Raw genomic sequence first — 23,172 nt, 5'->3', positions numbered from 1 at the left:
ACGGGGTCAGAGAGCGGTGGAATGTGTCGAGGTGACGGGAACGGGCAGGGCGGTCACATTCGCCTGCCGCTGCAAATGGTCTGCGAGGCGCAGCGCGAGCGCCACGATGCTTAGCGTGGGGTTGGCCTGGCCGGACGTCGGGAAGACCGCTGCACCCGCGATAAAAACGTTGTCGGCCTCATGCAGACGGCCATTGGCATCGACCACGCTCGTGTGTGGATCGTCGCCCATGCGGGCGGTCCCGATGTGATGGCCGCCGTAAGCGCCGTAGCGCGTCATTTCGGCTTCCACTTCGGCGGGATCGTAGGAGAAGCTGCCGACGCCGGTACGTTCGATTTCCTGTGCGAGCGCGGCCAGCGAGCGCGTCACGGTCTCGACGTCCTGTCGCGTATAGCGCCAGTCGATGTGAATGCGTCGCATGCCGAGCGCATCCCGCTCGTCGCCGACCATGACGCGGCTGTCCTCGCAAGGCGCTTGCTCGGCGTGGAAGTCGAGACTGAAGCGGAGGTTGGCCGGACGCACGATCACCGACGGGAACTTGCGCGTGGCGAGCGTTCGGTGTGTCAGCCAGTGCGAGAGGAAGCGCACGGTGTTGGGCGCATCCGTGATGACGTTGCGCGCGTGCGCCAGCCAGTTGCCTGCGCCGCCCGGCGCATCCCCGTACAGACGCTTCGCGTACTCGTACGGCACGATAGGCCGTGCGAGATAAAGCGCCGACAGAATGCCGTTGCCGTGCCCCGCGTCCGGAATGCGTGGGTGGTGCAAACGGGCGATGAAGTTGCCTGCATGGAGGTCGTGCTGCGCCTGTGGACGCAATGCGAGACGCCGACGGCAATAGATGCCTTCATCGGAGACGTCGTAGCCGTGCCACACGGAACTGGCCCCCGACAGATCGAGCGTGCCGATGGTCCCGGCGATGTGGCTCATGTAGTAGCGGCCGACGACATCGTGTGCGTTCCCCAGCCCGTTGCCGCTGACGCCGGGACTGTTCAGCAGCAGACGCGGCACCTCCAGTCCACCCGTTGCCAGCACGTACGCGCGGGCTGCTACCGTGAAGGCCTTTCCTTCGAGCGTCTTCACCTGCGCGGGGCCGACGAGGCGCGTTGCGTTATTCGTCTGAGGCAGATGACAGAGATTGGCGTGCTGCACGACACGCACGCGACCTTTCGCGAGACGGTTGCGGTAGCGCGCGCCGAAGTCCGTCGGACAACTAAACCTCTCCAGCGTGTTCGTCGAGAAGACATCGCTCTCGAAGTTGCCGATCATCGGGCGCGAGGGATGATCGGCGCGCGGGAATGCCTGCTCGGCGGTATAGGCGAACTCGCCCGCTTCGCATAGCGCGTTGGCTTGTCCGTACCACGGCATCAGCGTGTCGAGCCCGATGGGCCAGCCGCTGTGCGGCATGTAGTCGCGTGCTTCGAAGTCGATGGCGTCGAGCGGCATGCAGCGTCCGCCCCATAACGTGGTCGAACCACCGAAGCGGCGCACGCGATAGCTGTCGGCGGGCGGATGCAGGCGTGCGTTAGCGACGGTGCCCGTGTAGAGCTGCTGCACGGCGGGCTCTGGGGCGTCGCCGCCACTCTCGAGCAGGATCACGTCAAGGCCGCTGGCTTCGAGCGCCAGCGCGAGCGTGATGCCCGCCGCGCCTGCGCCTGCGATGCACAAGTCGGCTTGCAGTTCGGTACCGGCAGGAATGTCGTTGGCGTCGAGGATCATCGTGTGTTCAAAATACGCGACGTGTAGTGAAAAGTGTCACTGACGTGCGCGAAGTGCGCTGCTACTATCGTGCCTGCTCTCGAATGCGTGCGGACGTCGCACGTCAAAAAAAGCAGGGATACCAGGGGTACGAAACGTCATGAGCCGCGACACCGATCTGCAAGCTGCACCGGCATCTTCCGTACGCGAAGTCTTCGAGCCTAACGTCGCACTGTTCGGTTTGAACATTGCCGCCGTACCGTTCGAGACGGCCGTCGAGGTGCTCACGCAAACCGCCATGCTTCGCGATGGCCGCTCGCGCATCGTCGTCACGCCGAACGTCGACCACATTGTGCGTCTCGACACGCAGCCGGAATTCAAACGCGAATACCGCAACGCCGATTTTCTCTTTGCCGACGGTATGCCCATCATCTGGGCGAGCCGCTTGTTCGGCAAACCGCTGCCGGGTCGCGTGACCGGCGCGGACTTGCTGCCCGCACTGTGCGACAACGCACGTGCATCGGGCCGTAAAGCAGTCTTCGTCGGCGGACGCCCCGGACAGGAAGCCCAACTGACGGAAGGCTTGTCGCGACGTTTTCCCGGGCTCGACTTTACGCTGCTGATTCCGTCGATGACGTTCGATCCGACAGGTCCCGAAGGCCAGGACATCGCACAGCGCGTTCGTGCCCTCGCGCCCGATCTCATCTTCGTCTGCCTCGGCATGCCGAAGCAGGAACGCTGGGCGATGGCATACGCCGACACCATGCCCGGCGGTCTGATGCTCTGCGTCGGCGCTGCCATCGAATTCGCTGCAGGCATGCAAAAGCGTGCGCCGAAATGGATGCAGCGCACCGGTTCGGAATGGATGTATCGCATCTTGCAAAACCCCGGCCGTATGTGGCGTCGCTATCTCGTCGACGATCGCCGTTTCATCGGCATCTGCTGGCGTCAGTGGCGCGAACTCGGACGCGAGTGACCCGAACCGGGCCACGCACCCGTTCGACTCAGACCGCGTTGCGTCCCGTCACCATGACGGGAATCGTCTTGAGCAGAATCTTGATGTCGAGCCACAACGACCAGTGCGTGATGTAGTAACGGTCGTATTCCACGCGTCGCTGCATCTTGTCCGGCGTGTCGGTTTCTCCGCGCAGACCATTGATCTGCGCCCATCCCGTGATCCCCGGTTTGACGCTGTGACGCAGCATATAGCCGGGAATCACGCGTCGGTACATTTCGTTATGTTCTTCCGCGTGCGGACGCGGACCCACGAGACTCATCGAACCGGCGAGCACGTCGAAGAGCTGCGGCAATTCGTCGAGCGACGTGCGGCGCAGATGCTTGCCGATCGGCGTAATGCGACTGTCGCCCGCGTGCGCCTGACGCAGTCCGCCCGTGGCCGCCGCCGCGGCATCTTCAGGCTGCAACACACGCATCGAACGGAATTTGTGAATGACGATCGGCTCGCCATGTTCGCCGTAGCGACGCTGACGGAAGAGGATCGGGCCGGGTGAGTCGAGTCGTACCGCGATGGCCACGGCCACCATCACCGGGCTGAGCAGCAACAGGATCACCGAAGCGCCGACCAGATCGATGCCGCGTTTGATCATGCGCAGCAGACCCTGCACGGTGACGTCGTGCAGCGCTAGCAGCGGTACGCCTGCGATATCGGTGCTCGACATCGGCAGATCGCCGGGGAAGCTGAACTCCGGCAGCAAGTAGATGGCCGCCGTCGAATCGTACAGACGGTTGACGATCTCGCTGGTGAGTTCCTTGTTGTCCTGCTGGCCGATGGCGATGAAGACGATCTCGTATTCGTTGGACTGAATGCGCGCAGCGGCGTCGGCGTAACGGCCGAGGTAGGGCGGGAGGACTTCGCCGTCGTCCGCAGTGACCGGTGAGTCGTTGTAGTAGCCCGAGACCTGAATGCCCAGGATCGGCGAGCGTTGCAGGCGCAGATTGAGCTTGCGTGCTTCGGGCCCGAGTCCGAAGAAGGCCGCGCGGCGCTGATTGCCGGGTGCGTTGTTGATGCTGTGCGCCATGCCGCGCAGCACGGCAAGACCGATCATTTGCAACGGCAGCGCGAGGATCAGCCACTGGGCCACCATCATGCGCACGTCTTCGGTGCTCTCGTACGTCAGGAACAACAACACGATGGCGGTGACCAGCACGCGACACCAACGCATGGCACCGCGTCCGAGCATCCACCCGAGATTACGGGCGCTGGCGAGCAGATGAAAGCGCGCGAAGACGATGAACGCGGCTGCGCCCAACGTGCAGACGAGCGTCAGCCCGTAGGGGGTATAGGGGTCGTGTCCGTTCAGTCGCAGGACGGTGAAAAAAGCGCCTGCATTGAGCACTGCGCTGAAGCCGCCGACCATCGCCATGAAGAGCCGATGGTGGTAAGTCGTCTGAGTCGACATGACGAAATTCGAAGGGTAGCGGTAACTGACGGACTCGACAAAGTTCCGGAACGGCGGGGGCCCTCCGATGGTCGCACCGATTGCGCGCGTATCTTAGCAGGTCAAATTCGCTTTGCGTGTGACGCGCGAAGACCGTGTGATGACGCACTCTGGCCGTCAATTATGGGAGGCCGCCGTCCCCCGGGCGTCCCCCGTCTGCTTGAATGTCAGCCTGAAAACAACAACGCCCGCCGGGCGCGAACCCGGCGGGCGTTGTTACGTGCTGCGAACGTGGCTTAGTACGGGTACACCGTATCGTTCGACACTGCGGCGCGCTGGCCTTGCTGCACGCGCAGCGGCGGCGCTTGCGTGACGGTCGCGACACGGCCGTCGTCCAGACGCACGGTGATGCGATACAGCACGTTCGGCTCGCCCATGCTGTTCTCGATGCGGTTGCCCGCGATGCCGCCGATGGCCGCACCGGCGATGGTCGTCGCGGTGCGTCCGCGTCCGCCACCCATCGTGTTGCCGAGCAGGCCGCCAGCTGCTGCACCCAGCACCGTGCCGAGAATGTTCGGGCTGTTGTTAGGACCGTTCAGTTGCTCGATGGACTGCACTGTGCCGTAAAGCGCACCTTGTTGTTGCGGCTGCTGCTGATACCCCTGTTGATAGCCCGGCTGTTGGTAGCCTTGCTGATATCCCTGCTGGTAGCCCTGTTGCTGATAGCCATATTGCGGGCCCGGAGCCACGCAACCGGCGAGCATGACCGCGGCCAGTGCCGCGCTGATTCCCGTAAGTGCTTTGATCTTCATTTTTCGTCCTCGTGAGCGTGAGGTATTGATGCTTGGTAGGGGCATGTGACTGCCCGATGTTGCCCGGTAGTGCGCATCTGCTGCGACCACGATGCGGAATGTAGGGTTCCGCAGACCTTTTTGCTGTAAGAAAAGGTAAGCGACTGTAAAGACTGTGTATCCGCCCGAAAGCGGCGTGGCGAGCGGGTTTGCCGCTGCATCAACGCCCACCCGCGACGATTCGAAGTGTTCCTCGATCATATTCCCATCTGGCGAGACGTGGTGTCATGCTCTGCGAACGCTTAACTCGTGAGTGGGAAGCCCTCGTAATTTGGGATGGATGCGTTGGTTTTTAGCGCTAAATGAGCGAATTTCGACGCGTGACGCTGGAATCGTCTAAGCATATAACGAGAAAACACTTGGGTTGCCTCAGTACCAAGCGGTAACATCGCGACCTTTGGCATTCCGCTTTCTCTGGTTCAGTCTCATGTCAGTCGACGTTTCCCTGTCTTCCGCCGCGCCTGCACAGGTGGGTTCTGCGGCATCTTCCGCCGCGCGTGCCGGTGCCCCGGCCGTTATCCGTTCCGCAGCCGATGTCGCACAACTTGTCAACGAGGGCGGCGCGCGGGTATCCAATGCGCGCTGGATCGTGGCGATTGCCCTTGGCGGTGTCTTTCTCGACGCCTACGATCTCGGCGCGCTCGCTTTCGGGTTGAAGGACGTTGCCCGCGAATTCCAACTGACGCCCGCTGGCACAGGCATGGTGGCGTCGGCCATTACGTTCGGCGCCATCGTCGGTGCGTTCCTTGGCGGCTACTTCACTGACCGGATCGGCCGTTACCGTGTGTTCATGGCCGACATGCTGTGCTTCGTGATCGCCGCCATCGCCTGCGCGCTGGCACCGAACGAGTACGTGCTCGCTGGTGCGCGCTTCGTGATGGGGTTGGGCGTCGGCATCGACTTGCCCGTCGCCATGGCGTTCCTCGCCGAGTTCTCGAAACTCAAAGGACGTGGCAACAAGGCGGCGCGGGTGGCGATGTGGTGCCCCACCTGGTACGCGGCGATTTGCGGATCGTATTTGCTGGTGCTGCTGTGCTACTCGGTGTTGCCCGCCTCACATAGCGCACTGCTGTGGCGAATCATCCTCGGCTTCGGTGCGATTCCTGCGCTGGCCATCATTGCCGTGCGCAGCCGCTATATGAGTGAGTCGCCGGTGTGGGCCGCCAATCAGGGCGACCTCGAAGGCGCCGCAAAGATTCTCAAGCGCTCATACGGGATCGATGCGGTCGTGGCGAAGGATGCGGAGCGTGTCGCGCAGAAGCGTCCTGCCGCGTGGAGCAACTACGGCAAGCTGCTTAAAGGCGTGTACCTGCGTCGTACGACGCTCGCGACCATCATCGCGGTGGCTTCGTCGTTCGCGTATAACGCCGTGGCGTTCGGGCTGCCGGTGATCATCGCCAGCTTCCTCGCCCAGTCGATGCTCACCACGATTCTGATGTCGCTTGCGCTGAACTTGTTGTTCGCGTTCACGGGCGGTTTGCTGGGTGTGCGTCTGGTGCCGAAGGTGGGGGCGTGGAAGCTGACGGTCGTGGGTTACGCATTCCAGTTGACGGCCCTCGTGGGTCTGGCGCTTGTCGGCAAGCCGGGCAGTGGCGGTGAAGTGGCCTGGGCGCTCGGCTTCCTCGCGTTGTTCCTGCTGGGGCAGGGCTTCGGCCCGGGGGCGCATTCGATGACGTTCGCGTCGCTGAGCTACCCGACGTCGCTGCGTGGCGTGGGCGTGGGCTTCAACCAGACGTTGATGCGCGCCAGCTCGACCGTCTCGCTGTTCCTGTTCCCGGTGCTGGCGGCGGCACTGGCCACCAAGGTGTTCTGGGTGATCGCCGTCGCCCCGGCGATCGGTTTGCTGGCGTTGCTGGCGATTCGCTGGGAGCCGTCGAACTACGACGTCGACGCAGAAGATTTCTGAGCGCTGACGGTTTAGCGCGATGAACGGAACGCCACGCTAGCGTAAAGGCTAGCGTGGCGTTTTTCTTTGTCACAAAAAAAGCGGCGCTTCGTGTGAAGCGCCGTGCCCCTGATTACGCTGTCGGCGTTAATTCTGACGAGCAGGAGTGAGGCGACCCGGTCCGTGCCTCAGCTTGGGCGCGACGGCGAGGTGCCGACCAGCGCCGCGCTGCCGCCCATGATGTAGTTCTCAAGCTGATCGATAGTGAACTGCTGTTCGGTAATGATGGCTTTGACCAGATCGCCGATGGACAACAGGCCGACCAGCTCGCCGTCTTTCATGACAGGCAGGTGACGGATGCGATGCTGCGTCATCAGCGTCATGCACTCTTCGTTGGTCTGCTCGGGGCTGACGTAGCGCACTGCGGAGGTCATCACGTCGCGCACGGGCGTGTCGACAGAGGTTCGTCCCATCAGCGCGACTTTGCGGGCGTAATCGCGCTCGGTAAAGATGCCGACGATGGCACGGTCGTCCTCGCTGACCAGTACCGCGCCGATGCGGGCTTCGGCCATCAAGGTCAGGGCATCGAGTACCGAATCGGACGGCCGCACCTTATATACCGTGTCGACCGGTTTGGATTTCAGGATCTGAGCGACTGTTTTCATGGTCATTCTCCTGCGGGCTACGGGTACTTACAGCATAGTTGAGTGCGCGCTGCGCGTCACATCCGCGTTGACCCCGAGAGAAATCCGGCCGCCGACGGGCCTCATTGGTGCATTGCGCCACAATTAGGCGACAAAAGCGTTCAAATGGGCCTGCGCGGGCCATTTTTTCCACACGGGCGACGGAGAAAGGCGTATCCTTGCGGGATCGGCGAAAATTCGCCGATCATCGCCTGACGATCGCGAAATGCTTTATCGGCGCCGCTGACAGCCATGTCCTGCGAGCCGGATCACTCGCTGTGCCGATGACGCAGACCGAACCGGTCTTCGCCCTCCCGACACGCACTGCTCGTCTTTGTGGCACTGCCGCAATGTGCCTTGTTCCTTCGAACCATCGCCGCTTTCGGTGCACCGTATGCCTTCATGGCCGGTCGACCGGGTAGGCTCCTTTTGGCGTTCGATGTGCACCCCCGCTAGTTTTCAGGGTGCGGGGACGGTATTGGCGAACGAACTTACAGTAACACCGGTGCTGCGCCCCTCGCGAGCGGCACCCTCAAGAGGACACGATATTGGCCAAGGAAGAACTGATCGAATTCAGCGGACACGTTTCGGATGTGCTGCCGGATAATCGCTTTCGCGTCACGCTCGAAAACGGCGTGGAAGTGGTGGCATATGCTAGCGGCCGCATGCAAAAGAACCGCATCCGTATTCTCGCGGGTGACCGCGTGACGTTGGAAATGTCGCCCTATGACCTGAGCAAGGGCCGCATCAACTACCGTCACAAGAATTAAGTCAGCGAAGACGTCTGGCTTTTGCGCGCCAGTCTTTGCCCATCGCGGGCATAGCCGTGGCGCGCATAGAAGCGATGTGCGGCGACCCGATGGTCGCTGCTCGTCACTTCGAATTTCTCGCATCCCTGCTCGTTGAACCACGCGTGAGCGGCCGCCATCAGCGCGTGCCCGACGCCCGAGCCTCTCGCACTTTCCTCCACCACCAGCGCCGTTATGCGCCCCAGCCGCCCCGCCAGATGAAACATGGTGAGCGCGTGCAACCCGATACATCCCACAATTTTGGCGTTCTCGTCGACAGCGACGAAGGCGGCGTCATCGCCATCGGCATTCGATAGCGCGATGTTGCGACGCACGATGTCGAGTGGCGTCTCGTAACCCAGTTGCGCGAGCAGCGCGACGATGCGGGGTGCGTCTTCGTCGATAGCGCGACGGGTGCTGGGTGTAGGCATTGGCATCGGGATCGGGGAGCGGGATCGGAACGGACAAGCGCTGACGCGCATATCTCAGGTCAAGGTTCAGATCAAAGTTGTTCGAACCGGTCGAAACGACGGCCGGTGTACTCCACTTCGCTTTCGAACTCCATGACGCGCGCGCCGGGCGGTCCGCGCCGCATCCATTCGAGCATCTTGTCGACCTGATCGGGCGTGCCTTGCACTACGGCGAGAATGTCGCCCTCGGGCAGCGCTTGCACCCATCCGCGAACGCCGATCAGATGGCCCTCGCGCACGGCCGCATGACGGTACCCTACGCCCTGAATCTTGCCGCGCAGTCGCACGGCCACGGTTTCCAGCGAAGCGCTGCCGGACGAAAGAGACTTCATCGCTTCAAATCCCGTTAAACCTTGCCCGGCAAGAGCCGGATGCGTGTGATTTCCGACGGTGCGCCGAAACGCTTCGGCGGTCCCCAATAGCCCGTTCCCCGGCTCACATAGATGGCAAGACGCTCAAGACGATGCAGCCCATGCACGAACGGCTGTTGCAGCGGCACGAAGTACATCCACGGCCAGAATTGTCCGCCGTGCGTGTGTCCGGAGAGTTGCAGATCGAAACCGGCTTCGTGCGCGGCGGGGGCGCTGCGCGGTTGATGTGCGAGCAGCACGCGCGGCACACCTTCGGGCGCGCCCGCGACGGCTGCCTGCGGATCGCTGCGCTTTTCCGGATCGAACTGATGGGCGGAGAAATCCGTCACACCGGCGACCGTCAGCGATGCCCCTTCATGGTCGAGCACCACATGCTCGTTTTCGAGGACGGTCAGACCGATGCGTCGCAATTCCGCGACCCACGCCGGGGCGCCCGAGTAGTACTCGTGGTTGCCCGTGCAAACGTAGGTGCCATGGCGCGAGGTCAGTTGGCCGAGCGGCGCGATATGGTCGCGCAGCGCAGGCACGCCGCCGTCCACCAGATCGCCGGTGATGGCGACGAGATCCGGCTTGAGCGCGTTCGATGCCTCGACGATCGCTTCGATATATCCGCGTCGAATCGTCGAACTCACGTGTATGTCGCTCAACTGCACGATGGTGAAGCCCTTGAGTTCCGACGGCAGGTTGGCAATCGGAACGTCGACGTCGACCACGCGAGCGAGGCGTCGTGCGTTGTAGAAGCCCAGCACCGTCGCGACCGCCGTCAGTATCAGCACGATGACCGCAGATCGGGTGACGAGCTGGGCGTCGAGCGCCGAGAAAGCCATTGCAACCCCGAGCACCACGTCGCGCAGCAGCGTGAACACGAAGAGCGAGGAGAAGACTCCGATTGCCGTCATGCCGGTCCACGTCAGCAGCGTGGCGAGCGGTTCTTTCTGGATGGCGCGGCTCATCAGACCGAGCGGAATCAGCACGGTCGAGACGGCGAGCCACAGCCCGCCCAACACCTTCCAACCCATCGCCACCGGTAACGGTGGCAGCAGACGCCAGCCGATGTACGCGTGCAGCAGCGCGATGATCGCGAGCATCATCCAGCGCGGGCGTGCGGGGAGTGTGCGTTTCGATGGCTTGTCGTGCGTGTGTCTCGCGCCGGGTGGCGCATCTGACGTTTGCGAAGCCTTTGAGGATTGGGACATAGCGTTGTCGGATCGAAATTCGGGGGGGCGGACCTCGCCGTTATGCGGGCGTGAGGCCCGATTGCAAGGGGCGGACACGCAATTCAGAGCGTCGGCACAGTTTCCGCCGCGTCAGGTCACGCCTTCGTTGCCGGGTACTTCTGCGCGTTCAGAACAAGTTTGTCGGCGACCGCGCGATTCAAGTCGATGCCGAGCACCATCGTCAGACGCACCAGATACATCGTGATGTCGGCGAGTTCCTGCTCGACGTGCCGCGCTTCACTCGACTGCATGACGGCATTGGCCTGCGCCTCGGTGTGCCACTGGAAGATCTCGACGAGCTCAGCCACTTCGACCGACAACGCCATCGCGAGGTTCTTGGGCGAATGGTACTGATGCCAGTCGCGGGCGTCGGCGAAGGCTTGCAGTTCGGCCGCGAGACCGGCGGTATCGATGAGGCGGGCGGTGGGATCCTTGGGTTCGGCGGACATGGGATTCGGGACTTGGAAGTGGGTTATGGTAGCGCGTTGGCGCAAGATACGCCGTTTAGCATCTGTGTGGTCATCCTTGGAACGTTCTTACCCCCAGATCCCCCAATCCTGCGTCGAGTGCGACGACCCGACGCCGCCACGCGTCACGCTCCTGCCCTCGGGTTGGCAATTCGACGCGCCGCCGGACACGCCCATCCTGCTCGCCGCACAGGCCGCGGGGATCAAGCTGCCGAGCCTGTGCCGCAACGGCACGTGTCGCGCGTGTCTGTGCGAAGCGAGAAGCGGCGAGAGGGGCGATGCGTTGGGCACTCCTGCGCCGGTGACGTATCGGATCGAGTGGCCCGGGCTGTCGCGCGACGAGAAGATGCAGGGCTGGCTGCTGCCGTGCTGCGCGTACGCGCGCGCCGACCTCGTGATCGACGCGCCCGATGCTGTGCGTGCCGCGCTTTGATAAACTTGCCGCTATCTGGCGCTCGCCTGTGAGCCGTCATAACCGTTTCAGGATCAGGAAAGCCGAATGGCACAGTACGTATTCAGCATGAACCGCGTGGGCAAGATCGTGCCGCCCAAGCGTCACATCCTCAAGGACATCTCCCTGTCGTTCTTCCCGGGCGCCAAGATCGGCGTGCTGGGCCTGAACGGTTCGGGCAAATCGACGCTGCTCAAGATCATGGCCGGTGTCGACAAGGAGATCGAGGGTGAAGCGATCCCGATGGCCAACCTGAACATCGGTTATCTGCCGCAGGAGCCGCAACTCGATCCCGAGCAGACCGTGCGCGAAGCCGTCGAAGGCGGCATGGGCGAGATCATGGAAGCCCGCACGAAGCTCGATGAAATCTACGCCGCGTACGCCGAGCCGGACGCCGACTTCGACGCGTTGGCCGCCGAGCAGGCCAAGTATGAAGCGATCCTCGCCGCGAGCGACGGCAACAACATCGAGCAGACGTTGGAAGTCGCTGCCGACGCGCTGCGTCTGCCCGCATGGGACGCCAAGATCGGCGTGCTCTCCGGTGGTGAGAAGCGTCGCGTGGCGCTGGCGCGTCTGCTGCTCTCCAAGCCGGACATGCTCCTGCTCGACGAACCGACCAACCACCTGGACGCGGAATCCGTCGACTGGCTCGAACAGTTCCTCACGCGTTTCCCGGGCACGGTCGTCGCCGTCACCCACGATCGCTACTTCCTCGACAACGCCGCCGAGTGGATTCTCGAACTCGACCGGGGTCACGGCATTCCCTGGAAGGGCAACTACAGCTCCTGGCTCGATCAGAAGGAGCAACGCCTGAAGCAGGAAGAGTCGAGCGAATCGGCACGTCAGAAGGCGCTCAAGAAGGAACTGGAGTGGGTGCGTCAGAACCCGAAGGGCCGTCAGGCGAAGTCGAAGGCGCGTCTTGCCCGTTTCGACGAGCTGAACAGCCAGGAATACCAGAAGCGCAACGAAACCCAGGAAATCTTCATCCCGGTGGGTGAGCGCCTGGGTAACGAGGTCGTCGAGTTCAAGAACGTGTCGAAGGCTTTCGGCGACCGTCTGCTGATCGACGATCTGAGCTTCCAGGTGCCGCCGGGCGCCATCGTCGGCATCATCGGCCCGAACGGCGCCGGTAAGTCGACTTTCTTCAAGATGCTCACGGGTCGCGAGCAACCGGACAGCGGCGAGATCAAGGTCGGTCCGACGGTCAAGATGGCTTACGTCGACCAGAGCCGCGATGCGCTGGACGGCACGAAGACCGTGTTCGAAGAAATTTCGGGCGGCGCTGACGTGCTGACGGTGGGCAAGTACGAAACGCCGTCGCGCGCCTACATCGGCCGATTCAACTTCAAGGGCTCGGACCAGCAGAAGCAGGTTGGCTCGCTCTCCGGTGGTGAGCGTGGTCGTCTGCATATGGCCAAGACGCTGATCTCCGGCGGCAATGTGTTGCTGCTCGATGAACCGTCGAACGATCTGGACGTCGAAACCCTGCGTGCACTCGAGGACGCGCTGCTCGAGTTCGCCGGTTGTGTGATGGTCATCTCGCACGATCGCTGGTTCCTCGATCGTATCGCCACGCATATTCTGGCCTTCGAAGGCGACTCGCATGTCGAGTTCTTCCCGGGCAACTATCAGGAGTACGAGGCCGACAAGAAGAAGCGCCTCGGCGAGGAGGCAGCAAAACCGAAGCGAATCCGCTACAAGCCGATCGCGCGGTAATGCAGGAAAAGGCGCCGCAAGGCGCCTTTTCTGTTTGTGCGGCGGCCGGACCCGCCCATCGATGCGGGGATGTCCGCCATCAGCCAGTGTTCGACGAGCCATGCGCACGCGTCGCGTCGCGTGGTCCGCCATTTTGACGAATCAGGAGTGTGCAAATGAGCCAATCGATGAATCAGCTGAATGGGAAAGTCGCGGTGGTGACGGGGGCCGCGAGCGGCATCGGCAAAGAGATTGCGCTGACGCTGGCGCGTGCCGGTGCGGCCATTGCGATTGCGGATCTGAACCAGCAGGGCGCGGACGCCGTCGCCGAAGAAATCAAGGCGGCCGGTGGCAAGGCCATCGGGGTGGCGATGGACGTCACGAACGAAGAGGCGGTGAACAGCGGCATCGACAAGGTTGCGCAGACGTTCGGTTCCGTGGACATCCTGATCTCGAACGCAGGCATTCAGATCGTCAATCCGATCGAGAACTACGCGTTTTCCGATTGGAAGAAGATGCAGGCGATTCACGTCGATGGCGCGTTTCTCACGACCAAGGCGGCGCTTAAGCACATGTACAAGGACGACCGCGGTGGCATCGTCATTTACATGGGGTCGGTGCATTCGCATGAGGCGTCGCCGCTTAAGTCGGCGTACGTCGCGGCCAAACATGCGTTGCTTGGCCTCGCCCGCGTGCTGGCCAAGGAAGGCGCGAAGCATAACGTGCGCTCGCACGTCATCTGCCCGGGCTTCGTGCGTACGCCGCTCGTCGACAAGCAGATTCCCGAGCAGGCCAAGGAGCTTGGCATCTCGGAAGACGACGTCATCAAGAAGGTGATGCTGGGCGGCACGGTCGATGGTGTGTTCACCACGGTCGACGACGTCGCCCAGACGGCACTCTTCCTCGCGACGTTCCCGAGTGCGGCGTTCACCGGACAGTCGTTTGTCGTGAGTCACGGCTGGTTCATGCAGTAAGCGCACGAGGCAGTTCGCCGTCCCGGTACGCGAGCGTGCGGGGACGGTGTTCATCATCAGGTAGGAAGCATCAGGAGAACGGTCATGACGGCCAATCCGCCCAAAGTCCCCAAACGCGCCATCGATCTGCCGCCGTACGAGACGGTGGCGCTCGTTTTGCAGGGGGGCGGTGCGTTGGGGGCCTATCAGGCGGGTGTGTACGCCGGTCTGTACGAGTCGGGTATCGAGCCGAACTGGATTGCTGGCATTTCCATCGGTGCGCTGAACACGGCGATCATTGCGGGCAATGCGCCGGAGCGCCGCGTCGAGCAACTCGAAGCGTTCTGGCGGACGATTTGCGAGCCTGCGGTCTTCCCGCCGCTGCCCGCTCCGTTCGAAGCCGCCATCCTCAACGGACCGGAGTCCGGACGCATCGCTTATAGCGCCTGGCAGGCGTGGCGCGCGATGACGGAGGGGCAGAAGGGCTTCTTCACGCCGCGCTGGCCGCAGCCGTTGCCCACGGCCATGGGCGACCCGGCGCATGCGAGTTATTACGATACGTCTGCGTTGCGCGCCACGCTGGAGCGGTTTGCCGATTTCGACCGGATCAATGCGCGCGAGATTCGTGTGTCGGTCGGCGCGGTCAATGTGCATACCGGTAACTTCGTGTATTTCGACAACACGCGCGAGACGTTGCGGGCGGAGCACTTCATGGCGTCGGGTGCGTTGCCGCCGGGATTCCCGGCCGTGGAGATCGACGGGCAGTATTTCTGGGACGGCGGCCTCGTGTCGAACACACCGCTCTCGGAGGTGTTGGGCACGTCGCCACGTCGGGACACGCTCGCGTTTCAGGTGGATCTGTGGAGTGCGCGGGGGCCGTTGCCGGACAATCTGAATGACGTGGCGGGACGACAGAAGGACATTCAGTTCTCAAGTCGCACGCGTCTGGTGACGGACAACTTGCAGCGTGCCCAGCACTATCGACGCGTGTTGCGCGAGGTGCTGGATCGCGTGCCCGAGGATGTCCGTGCACGAGATCCGTGGTGTCATGCGGCGCAAGAGATTGCGTGCAGCAAGCGCTACAACGTCGTGCAACTGATTTATCGCAACAAGGAATACGAGGGGCACTACAAGGACTATCAGTTCGGGCTGTCCACGATGCTCGATCACTGGGCCAGCGGTCTCGACGACGTTCGCCGCACACTGGCGCATCCCGACTGGCTAGCGATGCCGGATGATGCCCGAGGCTTCGTCACGCACGATATTCATCGTCATGAAGTGATCTGAGGAAGTCCGTACTACCCCTGCGGCGTGCCCCCGACACGCCGCAGGGCCCTGCACCGGCGCTCGCGAATTCGCCGGTCTTACTTCAGTACTGCATCCCTCACGTGCCGCTTCCTCACCCTTGAACTGCCTTGTTGCCCTTACTCATTGCGCCAGCGCCGTCTCCAGACGCATCTTGAGCGGCTGAAGATCGAGCAGCATCGCTGTGCGCGCAGTGCCGTCCGCCGTCGGGAGTTCCACCGCCTCACGCATGTCGTTGCGCATCTCGTGGGTCGCGCGTCCGAGCAACATGGCCGGGACGGGCAACTTATCTGCTTCGTCCAGCGTGACGATGTTCTCGATGGCGTCCACGAGCAGCCCGAACTTGTCCTTGCCGTGTTCGATGACCAGAATCTTGCGCGCCTGCGCGTCGTCCTGCATCGGCATGCCGTAAAGTGCCCTCAGATCGACGATGGTCACCAGCTCGCGTCGTAGATTGAGCATGCCGCGCACAAACGACGGTGCGCCCGGTGCAGGCATCACATCCGGCGAATCGTGAATAATCTCGCGCAACTGGTCGAGACGCACCGCAAGCATGTGCTGCAAACGGAAAGACACGTAAGCGTGACGCGTACCGCGCGATGACTTCGCGCCACGCCACACCCCCTCGCCGGATTTCGCCCGTTGCGCCGGGTCCGTCTCGCGGTACAACTCGCGATGCCCGCGCGTGAGTTCGAGCACCTGCGAGTGCGTGAAGAGTTCGTCGGCGTTGAGCAGCACGATGTCGTTCGACGTGACGGTAGCACCCGCCGCACCTCCTGCTTCCAACGGCTCGCGCGGAATGCATCCTGCGAAGAGCTGCGCGTGCGATGCGCTAAACGACGGCATCGCCAGCAACTCGTCCGCGTAGTAGGTGACGATACTGTCGACCGCGTCGACCAGCAATCCGAAGTGCACGTCTTCCTGTTTGACGATCAGAATGCGACGGGGGTCGGACGCCGTTCCCGCGATCTCCGGCTCCGGACGGCTCGCCTGCAACCCCAGAAAATGCGCGAAATCGATGACGGGCACGACCGTGCCGCGCAGGTTCAGCATGCCGACGCAAAAGACGCTCGCCAGCGCCGAGTTTTGTAAATCGGGGATGCGGATGATCTCGCGGATCGCGCTCATCGGCAGCGCCAGACGCGAGTGCTCGACGGTGAACGACACGCATTGCAGCCGTTGCCGTTGCTGGCGGCGCTGCGGCGCGCTGAGTGCCTGACGCGCCAGCAATTGCGGCATGTTCTCGATGTGAACGAGCGCCCCTGGTGCGAGGATCTGCAAAATGCGGTCGCCGCCATCGAGCTTGATGGCACCGGACACCACCTGTGGCGCAACGTGCGACGGGTCGTATTCGAAAGCCGTTCGTTGCGACGCCCTCACACGCAGAATCTCACTCGTACTATCGAACATCAGTCCGACGCGAATGCCTTCGACATCCACGATGGCGATCTTCTCCGTCAGCGGCGTGGCGTTTGCCGATCCGGCTCCGCCGATCTTCGCGTTGTCCGCAATCGCCAGCAACGGCTTCAGATCGACGATGGGAATAAGTGTGCCGCGCAGATTGAACAGCCCGAGCAGAAAAGCGGGCGAGAGCGGTACCGGTGTAATGCGCTCGGGGAAATTCACGACCTCCTGCAACGCCGCAATCGGCAGTGCGAATTCGACGTCGCCCAGATGAAACGAGCCGAACACCTCGATGTCGTCGGGGGCGGCGTTACGCGCTTTGGTTGGTGTCGCCGGTGTCGCCGGTGTCGGCGTTGCTTCGGCAGACGCAAGCAACGCCGATTCGACATCCACCGACAACGCATGCCCATCCGCCGATGACGATGGAGAGCGCACCGCATCGCGCACGTGCGTCGTCACGCCCGGTAGCGGCCCATAACCGCATCCGTACCCCTTGAAGTCCTGATAGCCCTGGTAGTTCTGGTAAGGCGACACCGTCGGCGGCAGGACGGTCGTACCCGCGACGGCGTCGCGTTGGAGAAACGGAAATCCCGGTGTCCGTGCATTCATGATTCACGTCCCACGAGTCTGAGAGCAGGGCGACGCGGCATGGCGGCACCCCCGTTCGAGCCAATGGTGCGCACGTGAAACGCGTGACGCGCGCAGTCGATCAACAGTTGCCGTCCGACTTCCCCGCCGACTTCGACGTGGACGATCGGTATGCCCGTCTCGGCGATCAGCGCTTGCGCCATCTTGGCGTTCGCCACGCCGATCAGGCCATGCTTGGCCGGTGGCTGGTGCGGCATCATGTTGCCGCCACCGGCGATCACCGCTTCGATCTCGCTGCGGCGTGCGCCGTCCGCCTTCATCAGCGCGAGCAACGACGGCACCGCCTGCGTGACGTACTTCGCACCGATGGCCAGCGTCGGATTCGGCGCCTCCGGGAGCAGGCAGTGTGCGAGACCGTAGAGCCCGCGCGAGCGCCACATCAGCCCGATGCCGACGCACGAACCGAGAGTGGCCCGCAGCACGTCTTCACCGCGCCCGATGCGCACCTCGCCCATCAACACCTGAATGTCATGCGACGGCCCCATTCGATGCCCCCTGATTGCGGTAAATGAGCGGTTGCTCAAATTGATAGCCGGTGGACAGTCGCGAGAGTGACTCCGATTCGCCGACGATCAGCACGCCTTCGGGGGTAAGCGTGCGTCGTACGTTCTCTAACACTCGTTCCTGATCGCCCGACTCGAAATAGATCAGCACATTGCGCAGCATGACGAGGTCGAACGCCTCGCGACGCGCCAGGCGCTGGTAAAGGTTGTGCTCGCCAAACGTGATGTGCGCACGTAACTCGGGTGCGACCGTGAACCCGCCTGCGCTCGGACGGAAGTACTTCGCCAGCATGGCCGGGCGCTGTTGCTTGAGCCCGTCGATGCTGCGACCGCCGTAGTTGCCAGCCATGGCGATGGCCAGCACCTGACTCGAAATGTCGGTCGCGTGGATCTGATACTGGAAACCCGTGTGACGCACCCGAAATTCCTCGCAGATCATGGCGGCGGAGTACGACTCTTCGCCCGAGGATGCGGCGGCCGACCACATGTGGAAGGCGCGTCCCGGATTGGCGGCGTGCCAGCGCGGCAGGTAATGCTGAGCGAAGTAATCCCACACGCGCGGGGTGCGGAAGAAGGTGGTTTCGTTCGTCGTGACGAGATTCACGAAGTTGCGAATCTCGTCTGGCGTGTTCTCTAGCAGCGCCAGATAGTCGCGATAGCAGCGCAGCGAGAGCGTGCGCAGGCGTGGGCGCAAACGGCCCTGCAGCATCGTCCACTTCTTCTCGTTCATCGAGATGCCGGTATGCCGGTGAACAGCGCGCAGGAGCGCTTGCTGGGTGACGGCGTCGGCTTCGGCTTCGATTTCCATATCGGGCCCTCTTGGCGGACGTGGGTGCCAGTGCGGCCAGTCGGTCGGCCGTCACTGGAAAAATACCGGCGGGCGTATTCCCCGGGGTGCGAAGAACGTGGCTCGCCGGGGAAGGCCTACACCTTGAACCTCGATACGGTGTGATCCAGTTCCTCTGCGCCCTGGTTGAGGCCGGTCGTCGCCTGGGCGATGGTCTCGCACGCGCCCGCCGACTTCTCCGTTTCTTCCGCCACGTGCTGAATCGCGAGACTCACTTCGCGCGCGGCGACGAGCTGCTCTTCGGCGGCACATGAAATTTCGGAGATGGCCTGCGTGGTGCGCGACACACCGCTTACGATCTTCTCGAACGCTTCGCCCGCCTGACGCGACACGTCGCTGCCCTGCGACACGCGTTTGGTCGACTCGTTGATGAGCTTGGAGATTTCCTTGGTGGCCTGCGACGAGCGCTCGGCGAGCTTGCGGACTTCGTCCGCCACGACCGAGAAGCCGAGGCCATGCTCGCCCGCGCGCGCCGCTTCGATGGCGGCGTTGAAGGCAAGCAGGTTGGTCTGCCCGGCAATCTCGCCGATCACTTTCACGATCTCGCTGATGTCTTCCGACGACTTGTTGATCAGGTCCATCGCTTCGATGGAACGGGCAATCGCGCGTGAGCCGGTTTCGGCTTCGTGCTGCGTCGATTTGGCGAGTTGGTCGGCACCCTTGGTGTTGTCGGCAATCGAGTTGATCGACGCCGTCAGTTCCTCGATGGACGCGTTCATCTCTTCGACCGTAGCGCCCAGTGCTTGTGCTCCGGTCGCCACCGTATTGGCGCGGTCTGCAATGTCGCGCGATGCGCCGGAGAACTCGCCTGCCGAGTTGACGACCTTGCCGATCACGCCGCGAAGGTCGTCCATCATGTGACGAATGCCGTCGGCCAACTGATCGATGGGATCTGTGCCGTTCACTGCGATGGCGCCAGTGAGGTCACCGGCCGCCGCGCGGTTGACGGTGTCTAGCAGCAGTGCGACTTTGCGCTGGTCGTCTTCTGCGCGTCGCTTCACGCTCGCTTCGAGCTCGACTTGCTGCGTGATGTCGGTGGCGAACTTCACGACTTTGTAGGGGCGGCCGTTCGCGTCGAGAATCGGGTTGTACGTCGCCTGAATCCAGATTTCGCGTCCGCCGCGGCCGAGGCGCTTGTAGCGTCCCGCATCGAATTCACCGCGATTGAGCTTGGCCCAGAAGTCGCGGTACTCGTTACTGGCGACGTAATCCTGTTCGCAGAACATGCGGTGATGCTTGCCGCGAATCTCGTCGAGCGAGTAGCCCAGCGTCTTCAGGAAATTGTCATTGGCCGTGATGACCGTGCCGTCGAGATTGAATTCGATGACGGCCTGCGCGATGTCCATCGCGCGAACCTTGCCTTCGAATTCGGCCTGACGCGTACGGTCCGCCGTGACGTCGGTGGCGAACTTGATCACCTTGTACGCCACGCCGTTTGCATCGAAGACCGGGTTGTAGGAAGCACGGATCCACACTTCGCGTCCGCCTTTGCCCAGACGCTTGTACTCGCCGGAATCGAATTCGCCGCGACCGAGCTTCGCCCAGAAATCGCGATACGCGTTCGAGGCGGTGTAATCGGGCTCGCAGAACATGCGGTGATGCTGGCCCTGAATTTCATCGAGACGGTAGCCAACGGTGTGCAGGAAGTTCTCGTTCGCGTGAAGAATGCGCCCCTGCAAATCGAACTCGATGACGGCCTGCACGCGGTTGAGCGCGGCGGTGACGGCCTGTAGTTCCTGTTGTTCCATCTGGAATTCAGGCGTGGCGATTTCCATGACTTTTCCCCTGATACGCTTGCCCCGGCGCGTGTCGTGCGGCCGTCACGAAAGGGATGCTGCGTTCCCCCAATGAATACGCAGTCCTCTATAGACGCGATTACGACAGCGCAGGAGTCAACTTGAGATCGGTGCGTACCCGCATGAGGTTTATGCCGATAAGGTTGAAAATCGCTTCGAAAGCCACGTCCAATAAGGCTTTAAAGATAAAGGAAACATAAAGGAAGTCGACGCTGTTATAGCGTCGATACATTTCAAACGCACAGATGAAATGAGAATACAGAAGCGCCTGCACATTCGCGGTGCAGGAAATTGTCGCGATCACGTGTCGGAGATTGGGCTCCACAAGGATCGGAAGAATTTGAAAAAAAGCCTCCTCCCGTGTCTGCAACGGGAGGAGGGTTTGAGTCAAAGCCGCACTTTTCGGGGCAATTGAAAGGGCGACGCTTAACACTATGCAAGCGTCATGCCAGACAGAGGAGCCTCGTGAAACCCGCGTCGTTGCTGGTTTTGAGGAAAGTCGCGACATCGGTGACGGGCCGATGTTACGGCCACAAGCAGCACGCGTTACGTAACAAAGTGCGACACTTTCCCGGTTTGGCAACCTTCGCTTACACGGCTTACAGACGCGTGATGGGCTTCCTACAGGGACGGCGATATAAAGAAAGCGAACGGATTCGCGTTCTTAACTGTGGAGTCAGATCATGAAGTTAGTCGTCGCCGCGTTGCTTGCTATCACGCTTGCCGGATGCGTTGTTGTTCCGGAACGTCCCTATTACGGCGGTGGTTATTACGGGCATCGTTGCTGCTATCGCTATTGAAATAATTAGGGCTGAAGTTCCTCTCGCAGCATCGAAAGTGCATTGCCTGGTGAGCTACGAAGCGATTCGTCGCTTTAATACGAGGTCGTAAATCACTCGAATGCCGACGAGTGTCTGAATGCGCGATGGCGCATGAAGCGTCGATAAATCGTCGAGGCTTCATGCGTGCCTTGCATAGGTCGACGCAATCCGTTCGCAGCGACGTTCGTCAGAACGACGTTTTCAACGATGGACGTGCTTAAAAGTAAAAGCCCCGCAGGTTGGTCGATCTGCGGGGCTTTTACTTTGACGCTGTGTCGCCGTGAAGGCGAGGAAGTCTAGCGATGGCGATAGTCACGATAGTCACGATGGTCGCGATGGTCCCATCCACGGCGATCCCAGCCGCGATCGTGATGCCAGTGGCGCGGCGGCGGGCCTCGCCAGTAGCGCGGGGGCGGGCCGTAGACGACGGGAGGCGGGGCAACCATCATCGGTGCCGGTGCGGCGTAGACGGGGGGCGGCGCGTAGATCGGGCCCGGAGCCACGATGGCCGGGCCGGGAATGCCAATGTTGACCGACACGTCAGTGCGCGCGAAAGCGCTGCCCGATGCGAAGACTGCGGTGAGTCCCGCAAGGGTGGCGGTGGCCATCCAGAAACGATGTTGCATCTGTTCTCCTTTTTAAGCGCTGCGCTGTGTGTGCCGACGCGCGTTCCGTAGTTGAAATTCTACGGACGAGAAGCCGCCGCCGGTGCTACGGCAGCACTACAGATGTAACAATGCGTAAGGGTGATGGAGCCGGTTGGGGGAACGGTAAGCAGACCTACCGGCGTTCGTGGTCTCGTGGCGCGAGAAAACTTGCCGGACGCCGACCGCGTCGTTCTGAGGTCGCGAAGTAGGACGGCCGACGCAAATCGTGCGTGTCGTTCGGCGAACGCCAGTACGGTGTGCGCGGCGTGCCGAGCAGATCGCCGGGACGGTGCGGGGAGAGCGGTGGCATGGCAGTGGGCCAGGCGACGTTGCGCCAGCGCGCGCCCGCAGGCACGACGAGGACCAGCATGACGAACACGAGCGTCACAACGGCGTAGACGACAACAGGCGAGAGGGTGGTCTCCATGAAAAACTCCGGTCGCGTACATGTCACACCACTGGGGGGATGCGTGTTGCGGCGCGGCGTCCAGGGCAGTTGCATTCACGCGAAAGCCCCCGGAGAGACGCAACCATGCGGTTCGGCACGCAAAGTGTGGCGTTTTCACTATAGTCCATGCGGGTCTTGCTGACACTCGGTTGATGCCACGCAGGTTGCAGGACTACACTACAGACGCAGTTTCCCGAATGCCATCACGACTTTGCCGTCCGGGGGATCGAGATGAACCAGGCGATGCTGGATCCCACTTCTGCCGTCGACGCCACGTCACTCGGGCGGGCTGCGCCCGCTGCACCGGCGCTCACGCCGGTGGCCATCGATCACGTCGCGTATCCAAGCTACGACGCGACCCTCACGCACCGATTCTACGTCGACGTGATGGGTTTCACACTCGCGGGCGCGCAGACCGGCATGAGCCGGTTGTGGGGCAAACCCTATCTGCTCGTCAGCTATCAGATCGAACCCGGTCAGGCGCTGGCGTTTTTCAATTGCGACGGCCTTGCGCCCGAACCTCATTCCGACACGCCCGCGACGCAGATTCATCACGTCGCGTTGCGCGTGCGCGACCTCGAAGCGCTGGAGCGCTGGAAGGCGCGTCTTGCTGCCCACGAGGTGCCGTTTGCCGTCGAGCGTCATAGCGACGGCGAACATCTCTATCTGCTCGACCCGAACGAGATCATGCTGGAACTGTGCGTGCAGACACCGGAGTCCGCCGCCGGACAGTCTCAGGGCGCACTCGACACGCTGCAACGCTGGGTCGACGGCGTGAGATAAGCGAGAGGAGGGGGATACTGCGTGCGCCAGAAAAGAGGGCGCGCG

General features: G+C 62.4%; 23 protein-coding genes. 8 read left to right on the top strand and 15 right to left on the bottom strand.

Annotated elements, in window-relative coordinates:
• Window positions 1-6: 6 nt before the first annotated feature.
• Window positions 7-1,716, bottom strand: a complete 1,710-nt coding sequence (locus NA29_RS22930) for an FAD-dependent oxidoreductase (protein ID WP_039393479.1) — start codon at window positions 1,714-1,716, stop codon at window positions 7-9.
• 139 nt (window positions 1,717-1,855) lie between these two features.
• Here NA29_RS22930 and NA29_RS22925 point away from each other — a divergent pair, with 139 nt between their 5' ends.
• The gene (locus tag NA29_RS22925; protein ID WP_084104070.1) at window positions 1,856-2,671 is read left to right on the top strand and encodes a WecB/TagA/CpsF family glycosyltransferase; all 816 of its coding nucleotides are present in this window, start codon (window positions 1,856-1,858) and stop codon (window positions 2,669-2,671) included.
• Between the two features lie 28 nt (window positions 2,672-2,699).
• On the opposite strand, the gene NA29_RS22920 is transcribed toward NA29_RS22925, so the two are convergent.
• Complete coding sequence (locus tag NA29_RS22920) at window positions 2,700-4,115, bottom strand: undecaprenyl-phosphate glucose phosphotransferase (protein WP_224786876.1); 1,416 nt, start codon at window positions 4,113-4,115, stop codon at window positions 2,700-2,702.
• Window positions 4,116-4,390: 275 nt separating this feature from the next.
• Window positions 4,391-4,906 (bottom strand): glycine zipper 2TM domain-containing protein, encoded by a 516-nt coding sequence (locus NA29_RS22915; RefSeq protein WP_039393477.1) that lies wholly within the window; start codon window positions 4,904-4,906, stop codon window positions 4,391-4,393.
• A 466-nt stretch (window positions 4,907-5,372) separates the two neighbouring features.
• Between NA29_RS22915 and NA29_RS22910 the strand changes: the two genes are divergently transcribed.
• Window positions 5,373-6,851 (top strand): MFS transporter, encoded by a 1,479-nt coding sequence (locus NA29_RS22910; RefSeq protein ID WP_095178486.1) that lies wholly within the window; start codon window positions 5,373-5,375, stop codon window positions 6,849-6,851.
• 167 nt (window positions 6,852-7,018) lie between these two features.
• Here the strand turns inward: NA29_RS22910 and NA29_RS22905 are convergent, their stop codons facing one another.
• Window positions 7,019-7,495, bottom strand: a complete 477-nt coding sequence (locus NA29_RS22905; protein ID WP_039393475.1) for a CBS domain-containing protein — start codon at window positions 7,493-7,495, stop codon at window positions 7,019-7,021.
• A 566-nt stretch (window positions 7,496-8,061) separates the two neighbouring features.
• On the opposite strand from NA29_RS22905, the gene infA reads away from it, so the two are divergent.
• Window positions 8,062-8,283, top strand: a complete 222-nt coding sequence (infA, locus tag NA29_RS22900) for a translation initiation factor IF-1 (RefSeq protein ID WP_039393473.1) — start codon at window positions 8,062-8,064, stop codon at window positions 8,281-8,283.
• On the opposite strand, the gene NA29_RS22895 is transcribed toward infA, so the two are convergent.
• The 4 genes from NA29_RS22895 to NA29_RS22880 all read right to left on the bottom strand — a co-directional run bounded on the left by NA29_RS22895 (window position 8,280) and on the right by NA29_RS22880 (window position 10,808).
• A complete protein-coding gene (locus tag NA29_RS22895; protein ID WP_095178485.1) occupies window positions 8,280-8,732 on the bottom strand; it encodes a GNAT family N-acetyltransferase in 453 nt (150 codons plus the stop codon). The genes infA and NA29_RS22895 overlap by 4 nt on opposite strands.
• Before the next feature lie 71 nt (window positions 8,733-8,803).
• Window positions 8,804-9,103 carry an acylphosphatase gene (locus tag NA29_RS22890; RefSeq protein WP_039393469.1) on the bottom strand — a complete coding sequence of 100 codons (300 nt, stop codon included), beginning with the start codon at window positions 9,101-9,103 and terminating at the stop codon, window positions 8,804-8,806.
• A 14-nt stretch (window positions 9,104-9,117) separates the two neighbouring features.
• Window positions 9,118-10,230, bottom strand: a complete 1,113-nt coding sequence (locus NA29_RS22885; RefSeq protein WP_039401511.1) for a metallophosphoesterase — start codon at window positions 10,228-10,230, stop codon at window positions 9,118-9,120.
• A gap of 224 nt (window positions 10,231-10,454) precedes the next feature.
• A complete protein-coding gene (locus NA29_RS22880; protein ID WP_039393468.1) occupies window positions 10,455-10,808 on the bottom strand; it encodes a nucleotide pyrophosphohydrolase in 354 nt (117 codons plus the stop codon).
• A 97-nt stretch (window positions 10,809-10,905) separates the two neighbouring features.
• On the opposite strand from NA29_RS22880, the gene NA29_RS22875 reads away from it, so the two are divergent.
• The 4 genes from NA29_RS22875 (at window position 10,906) to NA29_RS22860 (ending at window position 15,212) form a co-directional block, all read left to right on the top strand.
• Entirely contained in the window at window positions 10,906-11,259 is a 354-nt protein-coding gene (locus tag NA29_RS22875) for a 2Fe-2S iron-sulfur cluster-binding protein (protein ID WP_052253121.1), read from the top strand.
• Window positions 11,260-11,325: 66 nt separating this feature from the next.
• A complete protein-coding gene (gene ettA, locus NA29_RS22870) occupies window positions 11,326-12,993 on the top strand; it encodes an energy-dependent translational throttle protein EttA (protein ID WP_039393466.1) in 1,668 nt (555 codons plus the stop codon).
• Between the two features lie 167 nt (window positions 12,994-13,160).
• Entirely contained in the window at window positions 13,161-13,946 is a 786-nt protein-coding gene (locus tag NA29_RS22865) for a 3-hydroxybutyrate dehydrogenase (RefSeq protein ID WP_039401506.1), read from the top strand.
• Window positions 13,947-14,030: 84 nt separating this feature from the next.
• Complete coding sequence (locus NA29_RS22860) at window positions 14,031-15,212, top strand: DUF3734 domain-containing protein (protein ID WP_039393464.1); 1,182 nt, start codon at window positions 14,031-14,033, stop codon at window positions 15,210-15,212.
• A gap of 141 nt (window positions 15,213-15,353) precedes the next feature.
• On the opposite strand, the gene NA29_RS22855 is transcribed toward NA29_RS22860, so the two are convergent.
• The 7 genes from NA29_RS22855 to NA29_RS22825 form a co-directional block, all read right to left on the bottom strand.
• Complete coding sequence (locus NA29_RS22855) at window positions 15,354-17,243, bottom strand: chemotaxis protein CheW (protein ID WP_052252336.1); 1,890 nt, start codon at window positions 17,241-17,243, stop codon at window positions 15,354-15,356.
• Window positions 17,240-17,767, bottom strand: a complete 528-nt coding sequence (locus NA29_RS22850) for a chemotaxis protein CheD (protein ID WP_039393462.1) — start codon at window positions 17,765-17,767, stop codon at window positions 17,240-17,242. Before NA29_RS22850 ends, NA29_RS22855 begins: the two co-directional genes overlap by 4 nt.
• Window positions 17,751-18,593 (bottom strand): CheR family methyltransferase, encoded by an 843-nt coding sequence (locus NA29_RS22845; protein ID WP_039393460.1) that lies wholly within the window; start codon window positions 18,591-18,593, stop codon window positions 17,751-17,753. Before NA29_RS22845 ends, NA29_RS22850 begins: the two co-directional genes overlap by 17 nt.
• Before the next feature lie 116 nt (window positions 18,594-18,709).
• The gene (locus NA29_RS22840; RefSeq protein ID WP_039393457.1) at window positions 18,710-20,407 is read right to left on the bottom strand and encodes a methyl-accepting chemotaxis protein; all 1,698 of its coding nucleotides are present in this window, start codon (window positions 20,405-20,407) and stop codon (window positions 18,710-18,712) included.
• Between the two features lie 100 nt (window positions 20,408-20,507).
• Window positions 20,508-20,936 carry a hypothetical protein gene (locus tag NA29_RS22835; protein ID WP_150777529.1) on the bottom strand — a complete coding sequence of 143 codons (429 nt, stop codon included), beginning with the start codon at window positions 20,934-20,936 and terminating at the stop codon, window positions 20,508-20,510.
• A gap of 609 nt (window positions 20,937-21,545) precedes the next feature.
• A complete protein-coding gene (locus NA29_RS22830) occupies window positions 21,546-21,875 on the bottom strand; it encodes a hypothetical protein (RefSeq protein ID WP_052252335.1) in 330 nt (109 codons plus the stop codon).
• 154 nt (window positions 21,876-22,029) lie between these two features.
• Window positions 22,030-22,323 carry a hypothetical protein gene (locus NA29_RS22825; protein ID WP_039393453.1) on the bottom strand — a complete coding sequence of 98 codons (294 nt, stop codon included), beginning with the start codon at window positions 22,321-22,323 and terminating at the stop codon, window positions 22,030-22,032.
• A gap of 264 nt (window positions 22,324-22,587) precedes the next feature.
• On the opposite strand from NA29_RS22825, the gene NA29_RS22820 reads away from it, so the two are divergent.
• Window positions 22,588-23,127, top strand: a complete 540-nt coding sequence (locus NA29_RS22820; RefSeq protein ID WP_157744790.1) for a VOC family protein — start codon at window positions 22,588-22,590, stop codon at window positions 23,125-23,127.
• Window positions 23,128-23,172: the final 45 nt, after the last annotated feature.

Source organism: Pandoraea sputorum, assembly GCF_000814845.2.
In the GTDB taxonomy this organism is placed as follows: domain Bacteria; phylum Pseudomonadota; class Gammaproteobacteria; order Burkholderiales; family Burkholderiaceae; genus Pandoraea; species Pandoraea sputorum.
This window is presented reverse-complemented; position numbering and strand designations above follow the sequence as displayed.